This is a genomic window from Actinoplanes sp. NPDC051405 (genome assembly GCF_055586185.1).
The window spans coordinates 239,948-257,714 of record NZ_JBVJIR010000003.1 but is presented as its reverse complement, the minus strand read 5'-3'; the positions used below and the strand labels follow the sequence as shown (position 1 = coordinate 257,714).

General features: G+C 71.4%; 15 protein-coding genes and 1 pseudogene. 4 read left to right on the top strand and 12 right to left on the bottom strand.

Going from position 1 to position 17,767, the window contains the following annotated elements:
* Positions 1–21: 21 nt before the first annotated feature.
* Positions 22–750: an NUDIX hydrolase gene (locus ACZ6S4_RS08960; protein ID WP_465474357.1), complete on the bottom strand. Its 729-nt coding sequence runs from the start codon at positions 748–750 to the stop codon at positions 22–24.
* Positions 751–880: 130 nt separating this feature from the next.
* Here ACZ6S4_RS08960 and ACZ6S4_RS08955 point away from each other — a divergent pair, with 130 nt between their 5' ends.
* Positions 881–1,873 (top strand): TrmB family transcriptional regulator, encoded by a 993-nt coding sequence (locus tag ACZ6S4_RS08955; RefSeq protein WP_465474356.1) that lies wholly within the window; start codon positions 881–883, stop codon positions 1,871–1,873.
* Here ACZ6S4_RS08955 and ACZ6S4_RS08950 read toward each other — a convergent pair.
* Together ACZ6S4_RS08950 and ligD are read right to left on the bottom strand one after the other, a co-directional pair.
* The gene (locus ACZ6S4_RS08950; RefSeq protein WP_465474355.1) at positions 1,858–5,358 is read right to left on the bottom strand and encodes a S8 family serine peptidase; all 3,501 of its coding nucleotides are present in this window, start codon (positions 5,356–5,358) and stop codon (positions 1,858–1,860) included. The genes ACZ6S4_RS08955 and ACZ6S4_RS08950 overlap by 16 nt on opposite strands.
* Before the next feature lie 109 nt (positions 5,359–5,467).
* Positions 5,468–6,424, bottom strand: coding sequence for a non-homologous end-joining DNA ligase (gene ligD, locus ACZ6S4_RS08945; RefSeq protein WP_465474354.1), 957 nt, complete (start codon positions 6,422–6,424; stop codon positions 5,468–5,470).
* A 52-nt stretch (positions 6,425–6,476) separates the two neighbouring features.
* Here ligD and ACZ6S4_RS08940 point away from each other — a divergent pair, with 52 nt between their 5' ends.
* Entirely contained in the window at positions 6,477–7,403 is a 927-nt protein-coding gene (locus tag ACZ6S4_RS08940; protein ID WP_465474353.1) for a 5,10-methylenetetrahydrofolate reductase, read from the top strand.
* Between the two features lie 135 nt (positions 7,404–7,538).
* Here ACZ6S4_RS08940 and ACZ6S4_RS08935 read toward each other — a convergent pair.
* Positions 7,539–7,841, bottom strand: a pseudogene (locus tag ACZ6S4_RS08935) (IS481 family transposase); the annotation flags it as partial.
* Between the two features lie 39 nt (positions 7,842–7,880).
* Between ACZ6S4_RS08935 and ACZ6S4_RS08930 the strand changes: the two are divergent.
* The gene (locus ACZ6S4_RS08930) at positions 7,881–8,738 is read left to right on the top strand and encodes an SMP-30/gluconolactonase/LRE family protein (RefSeq protein WP_465474352.1); all 858 of its coding nucleotides are present in this window, start codon (positions 7,881–7,883) and stop codon (positions 8,736–8,738) included.
* A 71-nt stretch (positions 8,739–8,809) separates the two neighbouring features.
* Here the strand turns inward: ACZ6S4_RS08930 and ACZ6S4_RS08925 are convergent, their stop codons facing one another.
* Together ACZ6S4_RS08925 and ACZ6S4_RS08920 are read right to left on the bottom strand one after the other, a co-directional pair.
* A complete protein-coding gene (locus ACZ6S4_RS08925) occupies positions 8,810–10,642 on the bottom strand; it encodes a diguanylate cyclase domain-containing protein (protein WP_465474351.1) in 1,833 nt (610 codons plus the stop codon).
* Positions 10,643–10,717: 75 nt separating this feature from the next.
* Positions 10,718–11,311: a TIGR03086 family metal-binding protein gene (locus ACZ6S4_RS08920; protein ID WP_465474350.1), complete on the bottom strand. Its 594-nt coding sequence runs from the start codon at positions 11,309–11,311 to the stop codon at positions 10,718–10,720.
* Positions 11,312–11,440: 129 nt separating this feature from the next.
* Here ACZ6S4_RS08920 and ACZ6S4_RS08915 point away from each other — a divergent pair, with 129 nt between their 5' ends.
* Complete coding sequence (locus ACZ6S4_RS08915) at positions 11,441–12,082, top strand: TetR/AcrR family transcriptional regulator (protein ID WP_465474349.1); 642 nt, start codon at positions 11,441–11,443, stop codon at positions 12,080–12,082.
* Here ACZ6S4_RS08915 and ACZ6S4_RS08910 read toward each other — a convergent pair.
* Genes ACZ6S4_RS08910 through ACZ6S4_RS08885 form a run of 6 tightly spaced genes read right to left on the bottom strand, consistent with a single transcriptional unit; the run spans position 11,993 to position 17,722 of the window.
* Complete coding sequence (locus tag ACZ6S4_RS08910) at positions 11,993–13,285, bottom strand: MFS transporter (RefSeq protein ID WP_465474348.1); 1,293 nt, start codon at positions 13,283–13,285, stop codon at positions 11,993–11,995. The genes ACZ6S4_RS08915 and ACZ6S4_RS08910 overlap by 90 nt on opposite strands.
* A 42-nt stretch (positions 13,286–13,327) precedes the next feature.
* Positions 13,328–13,921, bottom strand: coding sequence for an antibiotic biosynthesis monooxygenase (locus ACZ6S4_RS08905; protein WP_465474347.1), 594 nt, complete (start codon positions 13,919–13,921; stop codon positions 13,328–13,330).
* Positions 13,922–13,945: 24 nt separating this feature from the next.
* On the bottom strand, positions 13,946–14,725 hold the full coding sequence (locus tag ACZ6S4_RS08900) for an ABC transporter ATP-binding protein (RefSeq protein ID WP_465474346.1): 780 nt from the start codon (positions 14,723–14,725) through the stop codon (positions 13,946–13,948).
* Entirely contained in the window at positions 14,725–15,570 is an 846-nt protein-coding gene (locus tag ACZ6S4_RS08895; RefSeq protein ID WP_465474345.1) for an ABC transporter permease, read from the bottom strand. The genes ACZ6S4_RS08900 and ACZ6S4_RS08895 overlap by 1 nt, the downstream gene beginning before the upstream one ends.
* Positions 15,567–16,559, bottom strand: coding sequence for an ABC transporter substrate-binding protein (locus ACZ6S4_RS08890; RefSeq protein ID WP_465474344.1), 993 nt, complete (start codon positions 16,557–16,559; stop codon positions 15,567–15,569). Before ACZ6S4_RS08890 ends, ACZ6S4_RS08895 begins: the two co-directional genes overlap by 4 nt.
* Positions 16,556–17,722 carry an agmatinase family protein gene (locus tag ACZ6S4_RS08885; RefSeq protein ID WP_465474343.1) on the bottom strand — a complete coding sequence of 389 codons (1,167 nt, stop codon included), beginning with the start codon at positions 17,720–17,722 and terminating at the stop codon, positions 16,556–16,558. Before ACZ6S4_RS08885 ends, ACZ6S4_RS08890 begins: the two co-directional genes overlap by 4 nt.
* Positions 17,723–17,767 lie beyond the last annotated feature (45 nt).

Sequence of the window (17,767 nt, the reverse complement as noted above, 5' to 3'; positions counted from 1 at the left end):
ATCGGCTACGCCGCCCGGTCCTTACAGCGCGCCGCGGGCGACGGCGAACCCGTACGCGGCCAGCGTGTAACTGTCGGTCATCTCCCCCGCCACCATCATCGCCTCCAGCTGCTCGCGGGTGACCAGCCGGACGTCGTCGATGCCTTCCAGGAACGCGTCCCGGGTGCCTTCGGCGGGCAGCTCCGGGACGTCGAGGCGGGCCAGGAAGATCTCGTCGAACTCGGCGTCGTTGGCGAAGCGGCCGAGCAGCTCGACCTTGCCGACCGGGACGCCCAGCTCCTCGGTGAGCTCCCGGCCCGCGGTGGTGGCGCCGTCCGCACCCGGCTCGGCGAAACCGCGCGGGATCTCCCAGTGCCAGCTCCGGGAGTCGTGCCGGAAATGCCGGATCAACACGATCCGGCCGTCCGGGAGCACGGGCAGGACCGCCGCGCCGGTACCGACCACGGCACCCATGATGCGGATGAACGGCCCCAGTCCCCCGTCACGGAACCGGACCGCGTCGCGCACCCCGATCACGAACGAGTCCTCATAGATCACGCCGATGTCGCCGTACTCCTCGGGCTTGCCCACCGCCCGCAGTTTCGCGGCGGACTCGTCGGCGACCAGGCTCTGCCCGGCCTCGTCGAAGACGATCTCGTAGGCCGCGTCCGGCGGGTTGACGAACAGGTGCGGGCGCTCGGCCCGCAGCTCGTCGTAGCGGGCCAGCCGCTGCGCCCGGCGCTGATCCCGCGACATGCTTTCCGAACTCACGTAGCCTCCGCTCGACGGCCGTTCATCAGGGCCAGTCTGCCGGGGCCGGCCCCGGTGCAGAAGAACCTGTCGACGTCCCGACCGAAACCGGCCGGCCGCCGGGGCTGCGGGACGCTCGTAGAGTGGCCGCATGCATCCCGACCCCGAGCTGCTCACCACCGCTGAGCAGGAGGCTTACCGCTTGCTGGTGCGGCTCGCCGGTGCCGGCCCGGACGAGCTGGCGCGGCTCGCCGGCACGTCCGCGCGGCAGGCCGCTGACGTGCTGGAGTCGTTGCGCGCCAAGGGCCTCGTCACCCCCGGCCCGACCTTTCACGCCCTGCCACCGGATGTTGCTCTGGGTGACACGCTGCTGCGTCAACAACAGTCGCTGGAGTCGGCGCGACAGGTCGTCGCCGCGCTCAGTGAGGACTACCGCAGCAGCAACCGGCGGCGCAGCGCCGAGCACCTGGTCGAGATCGTCGTCGGTGCGCAGGCGCTGCGACGGCGGTTGTTCGAGATGCAGGACACCGCCCGGGAGGAGATCCTCTGGTTCTGCCGGGCCAACCCGATCGCCATGCAGGGACCGGAGAACGAGGAGGAGGGCTCGGCGCTGGCCCGGGGCGTGAGGTACCGCGCCATCTACGAGCGGGAGCTGCTGGAGAAGCCCGGCGAGCTGGCGAGCATCGTCGAATCGATCAAAGCGGGTGAGGAGTCGCGCACTTTGCCTGCTCTGCCCGTACGGCTGGCGATCGCCGACCGCTCCCTGGCCATCTGCCCGCTGGTGCCGGACGAGTCCCGCGGGGTCGGCGAGCCCACCGCCGCGCTGATCCGCTCCAGTGAGCTGCTCGACGCGCTGGTGGCGCTCTTCGAGAGCTACTGGGAGCGGGCCACGCCGGTGCTCGCCGACGCCCCGCGTGGGGACCTGCCGGCGCCCGAGGTGCTGCTGCTTTCGCTGTTCGTCTCTGGGATGCCGGACAAGTCGATCGCCACCCATCTCGGGGTCAGCAAGCGCACCGTGCAGCGCCGGCTGGACCGGCTGATGGCCCTGGCCGGAGTGGACACCCGCACCGGCCTGGCGTTCCAGGCGGCCCGCCGGGGCTGGCTGACAGCCCCGGCGGACCCGGCCGGTCAGCCGCGCGGGTAGGCGCGGACCACCGTCTGCGTCACGGTGTTGCCCGCCTTGTCCTTCGCGGTGACCCGCAGCGAGACCGGCGTACGCCCGCCCGGGATCAGGGCCGTGCTGCCGACGGTCACGGCCCGCTGGAACGTGGCGCCGTCGTCGGCCGACACCTCCACCTTCAGGCTGGTCACCTTGGCCGAGAAGGTCAGCTTCAGCAGGTGCGCCCGGGTCGTGCGCGGCGCGTCGTAGCCGACGTGCAGCAGCGGCAGGGTGCCGTCGGCCCCGGAGCGGAACGTCCACTCGGTTTCGGTCCTCGTGCCGTACAGCCAGTCCTCGCCACCGCGTTGCGTGGTGAGGCGCAGCTTGTACGCCGCCGTCCCCTTGCTCGTGGCCACGTTCTGCCAGGCGTTCGGCAGCTCGGCAAGCACCTCGCCGTCCCGCCAGAGCGTGGCGGCCACGGGGTCGAGCGCCTCGGCCTCGTAGTGACCGTCGCTGTCCACGAACTCCGCGACGCGCAGTTTCAGCACGTCACCGACGCGGGTCGACGCGATGCCGGCCGGCGCCGCGGGCCGTACCACCGGGGCGGCCCAGCTCTCCGCCTCCTTGCCCGCGCTGTAGCTCCGCGGCAGCTCGGTGAAGCCACCCTGCAACGGCCCGAAGCTGCTCCACGGGTAGAGGCTGTGCACCCGGTGCTGCCACACCGAGTCGCCGGCCGACACCCACTCCTCGCGGGTCGACGGGGTGTGCACCACGCGCGAGGTGTCGTTCCACGAATACGTCTGCCAGGGGCGCCATCCGAACCGCTGCTCCTTCACCCAGTCGAAACCGCCGTTGTCGGCGTAGGTCGTGCTGATCCGCCGGCTGTTGGCGGCTGTCACCCGGTGCACGACGCGCTCCGGGATGCGGTCCTCGGACACCTGGAAGACGTCGTAGAGGTACGGGCTCGACCGGGTCAGGGTCAGGTCGATCACCGCGCCCGGACGGGCGGCCCGGGCGAGCAGCTTCTGCCCGTCGTCGTACGCCACGGCCAGCGAGGTCACCGGCAGCTGTTCGGCGTCCGGTGCGAACACCGTCCACGCGGAACGGTCGGCCGGCCGCACCAGCAGGGCTGCCGCCGCGCCGGCTCGCGCCGCCGCGTCGATCTGGTCCAGCTCGTCAGCGTCGGTCGCCGGGATCAGCACAGCTTTCCCTCGTACGGGGCCGGCACCCCACGTGGTCAACGGGAACCGCTTGGTGCCGGCGTAGGCCGGTGAGTTGCCCAACAGGTTGAGGTCGAGCGGACCGCTGACGCCGGGCACCCGGGTCTGCACCATCGGCGCCACGAGCTGCCACCGCGACGAGAACTCGAAGCTGCCCTTGGCCACCTTCCGCGTCGGTACGACGTTGACCTGCTCGATTGTGCTGAAGTGCATGACGCCGTGAGAGATGCCGCGGCCCGTGCCGGTGACCCGGTGCACGTAGTAGCTGAGCACCGCCTGCTGCTCCGAGGGCTTGGGCGTCTCGATCCGGATCGGCGTGCCCTTGCGGGCGTCGATCAGCACCTCGATGTCCCGGTCGACCCGCAGCTCCGGGATGCTCACGTAGGTGGCCTGCTCGTCGAGCGGCGCACCGTCCTCGAGCAGCGCGTCGAGCAGGTACGTCCCCTCCTGCACCTCCCACGTACGGCCACCGGTGCCGAACCAGCCGAGCACGTCGAAGCGGCTGTCGTCGCCGTGGATGGTCAGTGCGGGCACGGCTGCGGGCGTACCGCTGCGGTCGACGGCCTTGACCGTGACGGTGTGCCGGGGGCCGTCCAGGGTCGCGCCGATCGCGGTGGTGACCACGGTGCCGGCGGCGGTGGCCTTGAGCCAGCCGCTGAACTGGCCCTGGTCCTGCTGCGCGAAGTCGACGCTGAGCACGACGGACGCGGAGCCGGCGGCCGGCACGGTGACGCTGGGCTTGTCCGTGGTGAAGCCGGCCGGTGCGGCCAGGGCCAGGGTCACCGGCGTGCTGCCCGCGTTCGTGTAGGTCACGGTCTTGGTGGCGATGCTCGGCGTCTCGCCGACCGCGTGCAGGCCGAAGTCCGCGACGGCCGTGCCGGTCACCGGCTGGGTGGTGGCCCGGGTGAGGTCGACGCGGCCGGCGCCCTGGGCGTACACGGACTGGCCGGCGGCGGTCTTCGCGGTGCTGACCAGCGCTTCCTTGATTCTGGGGCCGGTCCAGTCCGGGTGCTGCTGGGCCAGCAGGGCCGCCGAACCGGCGATGTGCGGCGTCGCCATCGAGGTGCCGGAGGCCGCGGTGTAATGCTCGTCGACCGGGTCGCCCATGGTCGTGCCGGCCGCGCGGGCCGCCACGATGGCGACGCCCGGCGCGGTGATCTCGGGCTTGAGACCGAGGTCGCCGAGGCGCGGGCCGCGGCTGGAGAAGTCGGCGAGCTGGTCGGCCCGGTCGACCGCGCCGACCGTCAGCGCGCTGGGGGCGGCACCGGGGGTGCCGACCGTGGAGTCCGCGCCCTCGTTACCCGCCGCGATGACGAACAGGGCGCCGCTGGCCGCGCTGATCTCGTCGACCGCGACGCTCATCGGGTCGGTGCCGTCGGTGGCCGAGCCGCCGAGGCTCATGTTGACGACCTTGGCCCCCTGCGCCACAGCCCACTGCATGCCCTGGATGATCTCGGACTCGTAGCCGGAGCCACTGTCGTCGAGCACCTTGCCGATCAGCAGCTGGGCGCCGTACGCGACACCCTTGCGGCTGCCGCCGGAGGCCGCGCCGCTGCCGGCGACCGTGGCCGCGACGTGGGTGCCGTGGCCGAAGCGGTCGACGGTGTCCTCGCTCGCGCTGAAGTTGCGCGCCTCGGCGATCCGGCCGGCCAGATCGGGGTGGCCGGCGTCGACGCCGGTGTCGAGCACGGCGACCTTGACGCCGCGGCCGTCGAGCCCGGCCTGCCAGGCGGTGGGGGCGCCGATCTGCGCGGTGCTGCGGTCCAGCACCGGCTTGACCTTGCCGTCCAGCCAGATGTGGGTCTCACCCGCGGTCCGGGCGGTCGCGTTCCGCGCCTTCCAGAAGGCGGCCAGGCTGTCCTTGGCCGGCTTGATCGCGGTCGCGTCGATGCTGGTCAGGGCGCGCGCGTCGGCGGTACGGAAGGCAGCGCCGCCACCCTGGACGATGAGCGGCAGGGTCGGTGAGGCCGCGTCGCCGTAGCCCTGGGCCACCAGGTGCTCGACGTCGAACAGCTCGGCGTCGAGGCGGCCCGCGTCGACCAGCGGGATCGCGTCGGCCGGCAGCACCCGCAGGCCGCCGTCGGTCTCCAGGGTGTGGAACGTGACGCCCTCGCGGCCGGGGGCGGGACGGACCGTGGCCGCGTACCGCTGGCCGGTCTTGGTGAGTGCGACCGTGTCGCCGGTGATCAGGGTGATGGTCGCGGCGCCGGGCTCGGCCCGGGCCGGTGCCGGTGCGGCCGGGGCGGCCGCCGCGGGGCCGGGTATCGCCGTGGCTCCGATCAGGACGCCGACGAGCAGACGACTCAGCATGGGGACTCCTTCGCAGCGTGATTCGCTGCACGCATCATGGAGTCCGGATATTCACCGTCGTGTTACGTGAGGCTGCCGCAGAGCGGACATGGCGTGATGTGGACAGGCGTCACTCCGGGTCGGCCGGTCCGGCCAGACCCGCTCGCTCGTCGCGCTCGGCCCACTCCAGCAGCGTGGTGAGGCTGAAGGCCGTATCGTCGATGCTCGCGTGCAGGTCACCCAGCTCGGCGAAGCGGGCCGGCACGGTCTGCAGGGTGAAGTCGTCGGGCTCCACGGCGTCGACCTCGTCCCAGCGGATCGGCGTGGAGACCGTCCCCCGCTGGTTGCCCCGCACCGAGTACGCGCTGGCGATGGTGTGGTCGCGGGCGTTCTGGTTGTAGTCGACGAACAGCTTCTCCGGGTCGCGGTCCTTGCGCCACCAGGTGGTGGTCACCTCGGGCGAGCGCCGCTCGACCTCCCGGGCGAAGGCCAGCGCCGCCCGCCGTACGTCGGGGAACCCGTGCTCGGGCGCGATCCGGACGTAGATGTGCAGGCCCCGGCCGCCGGAGGTCTTGGGATAGCCGGTGATGCCCAGCTCGTCGAGGACCTCGTGGGCCACGTGCGCGACCCGGCGTACGGTGTCGAACCCGCAGTCGGGCATCGGGTCGAGGTCGATGCGCCACTCGTCGGGCTTCTCGGTGTCGGCGCGCCGGGAATTCCACGGGTGGAACTCGACCGTCGACATCTGCACTGCCCAGATCACCTCGCCCAGCTGGGTCACGCACAACTCGTCGGCGTGCCGCTTGTAGCGGGGGAACTCCACCCGGACCGTCTGCAACCAGGGCGGGGCGCCGTGCGGCACCCTCTTCTGGTGCACCTTCTCCCCGGCCAGGCCGTCCGGGAAGCGGTGCAGCATGCACGGCCGCTCGCGCAGCGCCCGCACGATGCCGTCGCCGACGCTCAGGTAGTAGTTGACCAGGTCGAGCTTGGTCAGGCCGAGCTCCGGGAAGTACACCCGGTCCGGGTTCGAGACACGGACGGTGTGCTCCCCGGCATCGACCTCGATCGCGGGTGACTTGGTGGCCATAGGGCCAACCTAGCCGCTCGGTCCGCCGCGCGAGCCCCTTACTCTGAGCGGCATGCCGACTCCGCTGCGCGTGAAACTGCAAGAGGCCCACAGCGGGATGCTGCTCGTCAGCGTCACCCCACCCCGGCAGAGCGCCGCCGCCCGGGCCGACGAGATCGCGGCCGTCACCACGGCCCGGCTCGCCGACGTGGACCTGGACGGGCTCGTCCTCTACGACATCGACGACGAGAGCGACCGTAACCCGGACGACCGGCCGTTCCCGTTCCTGCCGACGATGGACCCGGCGGACTTCCACGCCGGTCACCTCGGCGGCTTCGGTAAGCCGGTGGTCATCTACCGGTGCGTCGGCAAGTATCCGCGCGACGAGCTGTCGTCCTGGTTGCGGGCGGTGGACACCGACCAGGTCATGACCGTCTTCGTCGGCCCGTCGTCGAGCGACAAGGCAGTGCGCACGGACCTGCGCACAGCCCACGAGCTGCGCCGCGAGGTGCGCCCGGACCTGCTGGTGGGCGGCGTCGCGATCACCGAGCGGTACATCCGGGGCCGCGACGAGCACCTGCGGATGGTGTCCAAACAGGAGCGTGGCTGCGCGTACTTCGTCTCCCAGGTGGTCTACGACGTCGACGCCACCAAGAGCATGCTCTCGGACTACTACTACGCCTGCCGCGACCGCGGCATCGCGCCGCGCCCGGTCATCCTGACGATGTCGGTGTGCGGGTCGCTGAAGACCCTGGCGTTCCTCAAGTGGCTGGGCGTGAACGTGCCGCCATGGCTGGAGAACACCCTGCGGCACTCGCCGGATCCGCTGGCCGAGTCGTTCGACCAGTGCGTGCGCAACGCCCGCGACCTGATCACCTTCTGCCGGCGGCTCGGGATGCCGTTCGGCTTCAACGTGGAGAGCGTGTCGATCCGCAAGGTGGAGATCGACGCGTCCATCGCGCTGGCCGTCGAGCTGCGGAAGCTGCTCGACCGGGGTTGATCCCGGCCCAGGGCCTGTCCTCGTTGTGCTGCCCAGGGAGGTTGGTCAACCGGGTGACCGGGGATAGGCCGCCGAATGCCCACCCGTCGGCCAGGGTGCGGTGCGGTCGCTGCGCGGTGCTTGTGGCCCTGGGCGCACATCCACGTGGATCAGCGCACCGGGGGTCTCGTGCTCATACCGGCGGACTCGTTCGCCGGTATGCCGATCAATGTGGGAGAGCCGGTTCACCCGGCACCGGGTCAGGACCGCGTGCACAGGTCGAGGCGGCATGTCGAGTCGGGCGCCGATCGCCACCGGTCCGAGCCGCTTGCTCCAGCGAAGACGGACGATCCGCTTGACCACCGGCCGCGGCGTGCGGGAAGGCTGACGGTGCGGCCGGCTCGAGCGGTCCTGCATGCCGGCCTCACCCATCGCGGCGTACCGCTCGGCCCACCGTTTTCGCGGTCCGGTAGGACACCTTCGCTACCGTGTCAACTCATGTCAAGTACTGAGACTGCATCCGCATCGCCACAAGTACTGCTGTCGGGGCTTGCCTACCCCGAGTCACCTCGGTGGCACAAAGGACGGCTCTGGTTCGCCCATTGGGGCACCGGAGAGATCGTCGCCACCAACCTCGCCGGCACCAGCGAGGTAGTCGGTACCGGTCCGACCGGGCTCGGCTGGTCGCTGGGTTGGCTTTCTGACGGCCGATTGCTCGTGACTGGTGACCGCCTCATGCGTCATGAATCCGATGGAAGAACGGTGCCACACGCCGACCTCGGCGCCATAGCCTCCCATGGTTGGAACGAGATAGTCGTCGACGGGCGAGACAACGTCTACGTCAACGGATTCGACTTCGCGGCTCCTGAGGAGGGAGTGATCGCGATGGTCTCCAACGAGGGCCAAGTTCGGAAGGTGGCCGAAGGTCTGGCCTTCCCCAATGGCATGGTTGTCACGCCCGACAACAGCACGCTGATCGTGGCCGAGTCATTTGCTGGCCGGCTGACCGCCTTCGACATCGGGTCCGACGGGAGCTTGTCCAGCCGCCGGACATGGGCCGAGGGTATCGGACCCGACGGAATCTGCCTCGACGCCACCGGCGCGATCTGGACGCACGCCGCAGATGTCGAGGCCCAGGCCGACGTTGGCCCGGGTCCACATGGGGCTTGCGTTCTGGTACGCGAAGGTGGGGAGGTGCTGAAGCGGGTGGACACCGATCAAGCCGGCTTTGCCTGCGCGCTCGGAGGACCGAACGAAGACATCCTCTTCCTGTTGGTTGCTGACTGGCTGGGCTTCGAACGCATCGATGAGGCGCTCGCCAACCGCACAGGCAAAGTTCTTCACCTGCCAGTTTGACAGCACGCGGACCGTCCAGACAGAACCGCGCGTCACACGATCCCGGTGACCAACCTCCCTGGGCAGCACACCTAGTCGGCGCGGTGCCGGCCCACGCGGGCCGGTTCCCGTTGTTCCGGTACGCCGTTCGCGCGCCGGCCGCCGCCGAGGTGCTTGACCGCGTACATGGCGTGGTCGGCGGCGCGCAGGGCCTGGTCCGGGTCGTCGCTCGGGGTGGCCAGGTGCACGCCGACGCTGGCCCCGATGGTGATCTCGGCGCCGAACACCTGGAACGGGCGCTCCACCGCGAGCCGGACCCGCTGGCTCATCGCGTCGGCGTCGGCCTGCGCGGTGACCCCCGGCATCAGCACCACGAACTCGTCGCCGCCGACCCGGGCCAGCACGTCACCCTCGCGGACGCAGGCGCTGAGCCGCTCGGCGACCTGGCGCAGCAACTCGTCGCCGGCCTCGTGCCCGTGCGCGTCGTTGACCGGCTTGAAGCCGTCGAGGTCGACGAAGAGCACGGCCACCGCCTCGTCGCGCAGCGAGGTGCCCAGCGCGTCCTGCATGCGCCGGCGATTCGGCAGTCCGGTGAGCGCGTCGTGGGTGGCCTCGTGGTGCAGCCGCTCCTGGAACGCCCGGTTCTCGGAGATGTCGCGGGCGTTGATGACGATGCCGGTCAGCGCCGGGTTCTGCATCTGGTTGGAGGCGGTGAACTCGAACCAGGTGGCGTTGCCGGCCCGGTTGAGGATCCGGGTCTGCAACCGCAGCACCGAGTCCCGCCCGCTGAGCAGCGCGGCGAAGGCCTCCCGCATCCGCGGCCGGTCCTCCGGGTGCACCAGCTCGAAGACGCTGGAACCCTGCAGCGAGCCCGCCGGGAAGTGCAGCACCGACGCGGCGCTGGGGCTGGAGTACGCGACCCGGCCCTCGGCGTCGAGCACGGCCACCATGTCCGGGGCGTGCAGGAACAAGGCCTGGAACCGCTCGTCGGCGCGGCGCCGCTGGACCTGGGTGCGGTAGCCGAGGGCGGAGATGCCGACGGCGCCGATCAGAAGCATCGCCAGCAGCGTCACGTTGATGGTCTGGCTGCGGCTGTGCACCGCGCCGTCGAAGGACGCCAGCGTCTGGGTGCGCACGTACGCCCAGCCGCCCGGCAGCGACTCGTTCTTCACGACGATGGAGATCATCTCGGTGCCGGCCGCGCGGTACTCGACGAACACCGACCCGTCGGTCAGCCGGGCCGCGGCGGTGACCACGGCGGGGTCGATCCGGGTGCCGATCCGCTCGGCCTGGCTGGTGAAACCGACCTGCCCGGCGGTGTCGACGATCGAGGTCAGATGCGCCGCCGACTTCAACCGCGCGGTGTACGCCTGCAGAGTCGTAGCCGCGAACTTGTGGTAGCCGACCAGCAACGCCGCGGTGGCGCCCCCGGCCTTGATCGGCACAGCGAAAGCCTCGACCGCGACGGTGTTCCCGCCCGCGTCCTTGACCTGCATGACCGAGGAGACGCCGAGCTTGCCCGCGGCCAGCAACGCGCGCATCGGCTGGTAACCGGTGTCGGAGCCCGGCGGCAGCGGGTTCCCCCGGGACGCGTTCAGCACGGTGCCGTCGAGCCCGGTGATCGCCGCCCCGTACGGGAAGGAGGTGGACTTCGCGACGTACGCCTCGAGCGCCTCCCGGTCCCCGACGTAGCCGGCGCCGAGGTGGAAGGGGTAGCTGTCGGCGAAGGCCTTGAGCTCCTTGGCGGAGAGCTGCTGCATCTGCCCGGCCAGGGTCGCGTTGTTGACCGCGAGCGCCAGCGAGTCGGAACGGTGCACCGTGTCGGCGGCACGCAGCGCCGACCGGTTCACCATCACGCCCACGATGCCGACAGCCACCAGCAGCAGAACGCTGACGACCACGGCGAGCCAGTTGCGCAGCCGCATCTGATTGCCTCCTCGCCGCCAACGATCGGGCGCGGAGCGGGCGAGCTGAACGAAATCGCCCGGAAGTTGCGGCTGTCAGCTCACCGCGGACCACTCGGGGTCACGGCCCAAGTAACGCAGCAGCTGCGCGGCGGCGCCGTCCTGCTCACCGGCCGCCAGCGCGGGTGCGTACGCGCCGTACTGACGCAGCGGCTCGACGATCGCCCGGGCCACCGGCAGCAGCTCGGCGGCGAGGTCGTCGTCGAGCCGCGCGGGCCGGCCGGTCGCGACCGCGATGTCCCAGGCGTGGACGGCGGCGTCGAGCGCGGCGGCCCCGACGGCCGTGGCGGCGGGCAGGGCACCGTGCGGCAGCGGGGTCGGCGCCGTGCCGGAGGGGTCGACGGTGGCGAAGGCGGCCGCGGCCGCGGCGAGGGTGGGCTCGACGAGCTCGGCCGGGCTGCCGGTCAGGGAGCCGGACGGCGTGAACGGGTCGTCGGCCGGGCCGCCGTGCCCGGTGATGGCGGCGACGTAGGCGAGCTGGTCGCCCGCGGCGTGCTGGAGGACCTGAGCCACGGTCCACTCCGTGCAGGGTGTGGGCCGGCCGAGGTCGGCGTCGGTCAGCGCCGCGGTCGCGTCGCGCAGGGCTGCGTGGGCGCGGTCCAGGACGGTCCAGGTGGTCGTCGCGTTCATGATCTCTCCTCGCCGCTTCCGGAACGGAATGAAACGTTCCGCTACCTCTGAAAGTAGCGGAACGATCCGTTCCGCACAAGTGTTAGCCTGGTCCGGACGTCTCCACGCCGTCCGGAAACGAGGTCGACCATGACGGAACCCGAGGTCCTGAACGGCCGCCGCGCCCGGGCCGTCCGCAACGACGGCGCGATCCTCACCGCGGCCCGGAACGTCTTCCTCGCCGACCCGGACGCCCCGATCGGCGCGGTCGCCCGGGCCGCCGGGGTGGGCATCAGCGCGCTGTACCGGCGTTACCCCAGCAAGGAGGCATTGCTGGCGACGCTCTGCCTGGACGGCCTGCGGCAGTTCGTCGCTGTTGCGGAGGCGGCGGGTGAGGTGGCTGATCCATGGGAGGCGTTCGTGACGTTCCTGCGCGGCGTCGTCGAGGCCGACGTGCACTCGCTGACCGTGTATCTGGCCGGCCGTTTCCCGACCACGCCGGAGCACCGCGACCTGGCCGCGCAGGCCAGGGTGCTCGCGCACGGCATCCTGCACCGCGCCCAGCAGGCGGGTGCCGTCCGGGCCGACCTGGAGAGCACCGACCTGCCGATGATCTACGAACAGCTCGCCGCCATCCGTCTCGGCACCCCGGACCAGATCCGCGAACTACGCCGCCGCTACCTGGACATCCATCTCGCCGGCCTACGCGCCGCCGCGACCTCCTACGGCAGCCTGGTCGGCGCCGCCCCTACCGGCACCGCCCTCGGCGCCCGCTGGCACCGCCCCAGCTGACCCATCCCCCACGCCGGCCGCGGGCAACTCGCTGCCCACGGCGGTCACCATCGCCGCCAGGCCCAGCGCCGAAGCGCAGACCAGCAGCACCACCGACGCCGAGCCGGCGTCGGTCAACCCGCCCAGCACGTTGGTGGTGACCAGCAGCGGCACACTCTGCACGAGCACCAGCACCGCCTGGATCCGAGCCAGGTGCGTTGCCGGCGCCGCCCCCAGGACCAGCGGCGCGATGTGCGCACTGAACAGCCCAGCACCCACCCCGACCACCAGCCCGGCACCGACCGCCATCGCCACGCCGGGCGCCACCGCCAGCGCCGCCACCGCCCCCGCCGCGATCAGCAGCCCGGTGATCGCCGCCGCACCTGGCCGCCGGGCCGCACCCCGCGCCAGCACGACGCTCGCCACAACTGCCGTCCCGAGAGCCACGGCACCCACAACCGCCCCACCCGCAGCGGCAGGCCAGTGCCGCTGACGAGCCAGCAACGGCACCAGCAGCCCCGAAACCGGCAGCAGAGAGGCTGCCGCAGCCCCGGTCAGCAACAGCGCCGGCCGCAACACCTTGTCCCGCCCGGCCGTACGCAAGCCGTCAACCGCCTGCCGCCGGAAACCACCGGCCCGCGCCGATGCCGCACCCGCGGGACGACCCAGGTCCGGCAGACTTCGCCGCAGTACCAGCAGCACCAAGGCCATCAGGGCGAACGTCGCCGCGTTGCCCAGAGCCGCGGCGGCGATGCCCGCGGCAGCCACCACCACCGCGCCCAGCGGCGGCCCGGCAGCGGCAACGAGCTGCCCCGCGAGGTGGCGGGCCGACAACGCCCGGGCCAGGCCGGGACCACTCACCAGCAACCGCGGCAGCGACCCCGAGCTGGGCAGATAGAAGGCGTCCACCACCCCGACCGCCAGCGCCGCGCCCACCAGCAACCACGGCTGCTCACCCCACGCCAGCGCCGCGCCCGCGACCGCCAGCATCACGGCCGTCATCACGACGTCGGCCACGATCATCACGCGCCAGGCGCCGACCCGGTCGGCCACCGCCCCGCCCGCCAGCAGCAACAGCACCCGCGGCAGGTTGATCGCCGTCAGCACCAGGCCGGCGAACGCCCCGCCGCGCCCAGCCGCCACCCAGGCCATCGCGAAGCCCAGCACCTGCGTGCCGAGCAGTGACACCGTCGCGGCCGCCAGCCAGATCCCGTATCTCCGCACGGGTGGGAGCCTGGTGCCTCGAGTTGGTCGAGGGTCAAATCCTCAGCGGCGCCACGGCGGCGGCTGCTTGTGCAGCCACCATTGCAGCGCCTTCGTGACCTGCGGCAGCACGAGGTACGTCATCAGCGGCGTCAGGCACAACGTGGTCACCAGCGTGCGCACCAGCACGTGCTGCCCGGCCAGCAGGTGCCCCAGCGTCACCGCCGCGAGCAGGCTGACCGGGAAGAAGCCCAGCCAGATGATCACCGCCTGCTTCCAGCGCGGCGGCGGACCCGGCGCCGGCGCGGTCAGGTCGTCGACCTCGTGCTCCTGCGGCGGGTCGAACCAGCCCTCGATGCCGGTACGCCGCTCCACCCGGGTGTGCTCGACCATGCCCTGCGCCGACGACAGCCACCACTGCCGCTGCGGGGACTCCTCCCACGCGCGCAGGGCGGTGGCGTCGGCGAAGCGGTACAGCATGTGCCACTCCGTCGAGCCCAGCACCGGCCGCATCCAGCCCACCCCGAGGAAGCCGGGGAAGTCCTCGGCCAGGGTGGCGCCGGCCCGGACCCAGGCCAGCATCTCCGCGTTGCGGGACGGATCGGCCCGGCGGGTGATCGCCACGGTGACGGCGAGCTGCGGCGTTGCGGTTTCCATACCCTCGATGATTCATGCCCGGGGTCACGGCTGGGCGGCGAACGGCTCCGCCGAGCTGTGATGAAACGCGCGTACCTGGTCCTCGACCCGGGCCCGCAGCGCGAGGAAGGATGCGGTCCGCTTGACCGTCAGGTCCCGGTCCGTGGGCAGGTCAACGCTGAGATCGGTGGCCACCCGGCCCGGGTCGCAGGCCAGTACGACGACCCGGCCGCCGAGGAAGACGGCCTCCTCCACGTCGTGGGTGACCATCAGCACAGTGGTGCCCGTGTCCTGCCAGACCCGGCGGATGAAGAGCTGCATGTCCTCTTTCGTCTGCACGTCGAGGGCGCCGAACGGCTCGTCGAGCAGCAGGATCTCCGGCTCGCAGGCCAGCGCCCGGGCGATCGCCACCCGTTGCCGCTGGCCGCCGGAGAGCTGTCTGGGCAGCTTGTCGCGCAGTGCCGTCAGGCCGGTCTCGGCGAGGTACCAGTCGACCCGCCGCTGCTGCTCCCGCTTGGGCAGGCCGAGCAGTTCCAGCCCGAATCCGACGTTGCGCTCGACCGTGCGGAACGGGTAGACCGCGCCGGACTGCAGGACGAGGCCGCGGTCCGGGCCGGGGCCGGCCACCGGGGTGCCGGACAGCGTGATGACTCCGGCGGTCGGCCGGGTCAGGCCGGCGATCAGGGACAGCAGCGTGGACTTGCCGGAACCGCTGGCGCCCACCAGGCAGACGAACTCACCGGCGGCGACCTCCAGCGAGATGTCGTCGAGGGCGGTGAACCCGCCGTAGCGCATGCCGACGCCGGTCAGGGACAGCAACGTCATCACACCCACCGGCCGATCCGGTCGCGCAGCATCCGGAGCAGGATGTCGATCGCCAGCCCGAGGACCGCGATCACGATGAGCACGGCGAAGATCCGGTCACTGGCCAGGAAGCGCTGACTGCGGGCGATCCGGTAGCCGAGCCCGTCGGTGGAGTTGATCAGCTCGGCGACGACCACGAAGTTCCAGGCGGCGGCCGCGTTCACGCGTACGGCATCGATCATGCCGGGCAGCGCGTGCGGCACGACCACCTTGCGCAGCACCTCGCCGCGCCGGGCCCCGAGCGTGTACGACACGTCGATCAGTGCCCGCGGCACCTGCCGTACCGCGTCCGCGGTCATCAGAGTGTTGAAGAAGACCGTGCCGATGAACAGCAGCATCCACTTGGACGGCTCGCCGATGCCCAGCCAGATGGTCAGCAACGGGATGAACGCGCTGGCCGGCAGGTAGCGCAGCAGCCCCAGGACCGGCTCGAACAACGCCTGCCCGGCCTGGAAACCGCCGATCACCAGCCCCAGCGGTACGGACACCAGGATCGCCAGCCCGAAGCCGATCAGGATGCGCTGCACGCTGGCCCACGTGTCGGTGGCCAGCTGACCCGAGCGGGCCATCTCCCAGCCGGCCGACAGCACGGCACCCGGTGACGGCAGGAACGACTCCTGGACGGTGCCGGTGGCAGCCACCGCCACCCACGCGGCCAGCGGCACGAGCACCGAGCACACCATCAGGGCGAGGCGGGCCCGGCGCGAGATCGGCGCCCGCAGTGCCCAGAGCCGGGCCGGGCGGACCGGCTTACGGCGGGGCAGCTTCACCGAAGCGGGTCGCGCGGGGGCGGTGGCGGTGCTCATGGCCGCGCGGCCTGCACGAACTTGGGCTCGAGCAGCCCGTCCAGCGGCGGCTTCTCGTCGGCCAGGCCGGTGGAGACGAGGAAGTCGCTGATCTGTTGCGCCTGGTACTCCAGGTTCGCCGGGGAACTGCCCGGGGCGAAGGCGTCCAGGTTCTGCTGCCGCGTGAAAATCGTCGTACCGGCGTCGTAGCCTTGGTAATCGGCGGGGGTGACGCCGCCGCGCTCGGCCATGATCGCAATGGCCGCGTCGGGGTTGGCCTTGATCCACGCCGTGGTGTCGAACCAGGTCTGCACCACGGCCTGCACCTCGGCCGGGTGCTCCCGGACGAAGTCCGCGCCGAAGACCAGGTGGTCCGGGATGGCTCCGGGGAAGTCCGCCGACGTCGCGATCGCCTTGCTGCCCTTGAGCCCGAGGGCCGTGGTGGTGAACGGTGCGAAGACGCCGACCGCGTCGACCTTGCCGGCCACGAAAGCGGCGGCCGCCGCGTCGGTCAGCAGCGGGGTGAACTGCACGTCCTTCTCGGTCAGCCCGGCCTGCCGCAGAGCCAGCAGCAGCAGATAGTGGTCGACCGTGCCCTGTTCGGCCGCGACCTTCTTGCCCTTGAGGTCGGCCACGGAGTTGATCCCGGGCCGGGCGATGATCTGGTCGTTGCCGGTCGAGTTGTCGTTGGTCAGCACCACGGTCTGCTTCGCGCCGCCGCTGACCGAGGAGAGCGTGTCGTTGAGGGTCTGGCTGTTGGCGTCCAGGTTTCCGGTGCTCAGCGCGGTGAGGCTGTCGGTGTAGCTCTCGAAGTACTTCAGGTCGACGGTCACCCCGTTCTTGGCGAACAGCCCCTGCTCCTGGGCCACCTGCCAGGGGAACCAGCCGGGCCAGGCCGAGAAGCCCAGCCGTACGGTGGTTTTCTCACCCGCGCCGGCGCTGTCGTCGTTGCCGCCGCAGCCGGATATCAAGAGCACGGCGGCGGTGGCCGCCGCGACGATTCGTCTCATCGTTTCTCCTGGGGAAGGTGACCGGAGCGGACCAGGCAACCGAGGGTGTCGCAGATGACCCGGGTGGCCAGCAGGGCGGTGATCTCGGCGGTGTCGTAGGCCGGCGCGCACTCCACGACCTCGATCCCGGCCAGCGGCCGGGCGTCCGCGATGATCTGGATGAACTTCAGGACCTCGCGCGGCAGGAAGCCGCCGGGCTCCGGCCAGCCGGTCCCGGGTACGAAGGCAGCGTCGAGGCAGTCCACGTCGAACGACAGCCACACCGCCTCGGCGCCGTCCCAGGCCACCTCGAGGGCGCGCTCGGCGGCCTGCTCGATGCCCATCTCGACGCAGTCGGTGACGGTCATGATCGTGGTGCCCCGCTCCCGGCCGACCTTCACGCCGGGCCGCGGCGCCTGCCAGCCGCCGATGCCGATCTGCACCAGATTCTTCGGCGGCACGTTGGGGATGTCCGTGGCGTGGAACCACGGGGTGGTGTGCATCCGCTCGTCGAGGTCCGTCTCCTGGGTGTCGACGTGCCGGTCGAAGTGGATGATGCCGAGGTTGCCCTGCAGGTGCTGGGCGACGCCGCGCACGGTCGGATACCCGATGGAGTGGTCGCCGCCGAGCACCACCGGGAACGCCCCGGACTCGAAGACATGGCCCACTGCCTTGGAGATCTGGTCGAAGGTCTTCTCGATGTTCGCCGGGATGGTGAAGATGTCACCCAGGTCGGCGATCGTGATCGACTCGCGCAGGTCGACCCCGAGCTCGAAGGAGTACGGGCCGTACAGCGCGGAGATCTTGCGGATCCCCTGCGGGCCGAAGCGGGTGCCCGACCGGTACGTGGTCCCGCCGTCGAACGGGGCACCGAGTACGGCGACGTCGTACTCGCCGCAGCGCCGCACGTCCTCGACGTACGGGGCCTTGAGGAACGTGTTGATGCCCGCGAAGTGGGGCAGCTCGCCTCGGGAGAACGTCGGGATGGTGCGGTCCTTGATGGAGTCGGCGCCCGGCAGGCCGTACTCGAGGCCGCGGGCGATCTCCTCCTGCCACTTGGTGGTGGGCAGCTTGGCCTCCGCCGCGACCGCGTACGCCGCCTCCGGGCCGTACCGGTCGTGCAGGGTCGGCTCGGTGTCGGTCTGCTCGCCGTGCTCGTGCTGGTGATCGTGCTGGAATCCCACGGGCGCCTCCGGATGGAGAGGCCTGGCCGGAGAGCAGCCAGAACC

What these genes read in the sequence shown, in the direction of transcription:
- ACZ6S4_RS08915 (WP_465474349.1), top strand. Translation starts at nt 11,441, where the DNA reads ATGACGGAACCCGAGGTCCTGAACGGCCGCCGCGCCCGGGCCGTCCGC.
- ligD (WP_465474354.1), bottom strand. Translation starts at nt 6,424, where the DNA reads ATGGCCACCAAGTCACCCGCGATCGAGGTCGATGCCGGGGAGCACACC.
- ACZ6S4_RS08920 (WP_465474350.1), bottom strand. Translation starts at nt 11,311, where the DNA reads ATGAACGCGACGACCACCTGGACCGTCCTGGACCGCGCCCACGCAGCC.
- ACZ6S4_RS08930 (WP_465474352.1), top strand. Translation starts at nt 7,881, where the DNA reads ATGTCAAGTACTGAGACTGCATCCGCATCGCCACAAGTACTGCTGTCG.
- ACZ6S4_RS08905 (WP_465474347.1), bottom strand. Translation starts at nt 13,921, where the DNA reads ATGGAAACCGCAACGCCGCAGCTCGCCGTCACCGTGGCGATCACCCGC.
- ACZ6S4_RS08895 (WP_465474345.1), bottom strand. Translation starts at nt 15,570, where the DNA reads ATGAGCACCGCCACCGCCCCCGCGCGACCCGCTTCGGTGAAGCTGCCC.
- ACZ6S4_RS08900 (WP_465474346.1), bottom strand. Translation starts at nt 14,725, where the DNA reads ATGACGTTGCTGTCCCTGACCGGCGTCGGCATGCGCTACGGCGGGTTC.
- ACZ6S4_RS08940 (WP_465474353.1), top strand. Translation starts at nt 6,477, where the DNA reads ATGCCGACTCCGCTGCGCGTGAAACTGCAAGAGGCCCACAGCGGGATG.
- ACZ6S4_RS08890 (WP_465474344.1), bottom strand. Translation starts at nt 16,559, where the DNA reads ATGAGACGAATCGTCGCGGCGGCCACCGCCGCCGTGCTCTTGATATCC.
- ACZ6S4_RS08955 (WP_465474356.1), top strand. Translation starts at nt 881, where the DNA reads ATGCATCCCGACCCCGAGCTGCTCACCACCGCTGAGCAGGAGGCTTAC.
- ACZ6S4_RS08950 (WP_465474355.1), bottom strand. Translation starts at nt 5,358, where the DNA reads ATGCTGAGTCGTCTGCTCGTCGGCGTCCTGATCGGAGCCACGGCGATA.
- ACZ6S4_RS08925 (WP_465474351.1), bottom strand. Translation starts at nt 10,642, where the DNA reads ATGCGGCTGCGCAACTGGCTCGCCGTGGTCGTCAGCGTTCTGCTGCTG.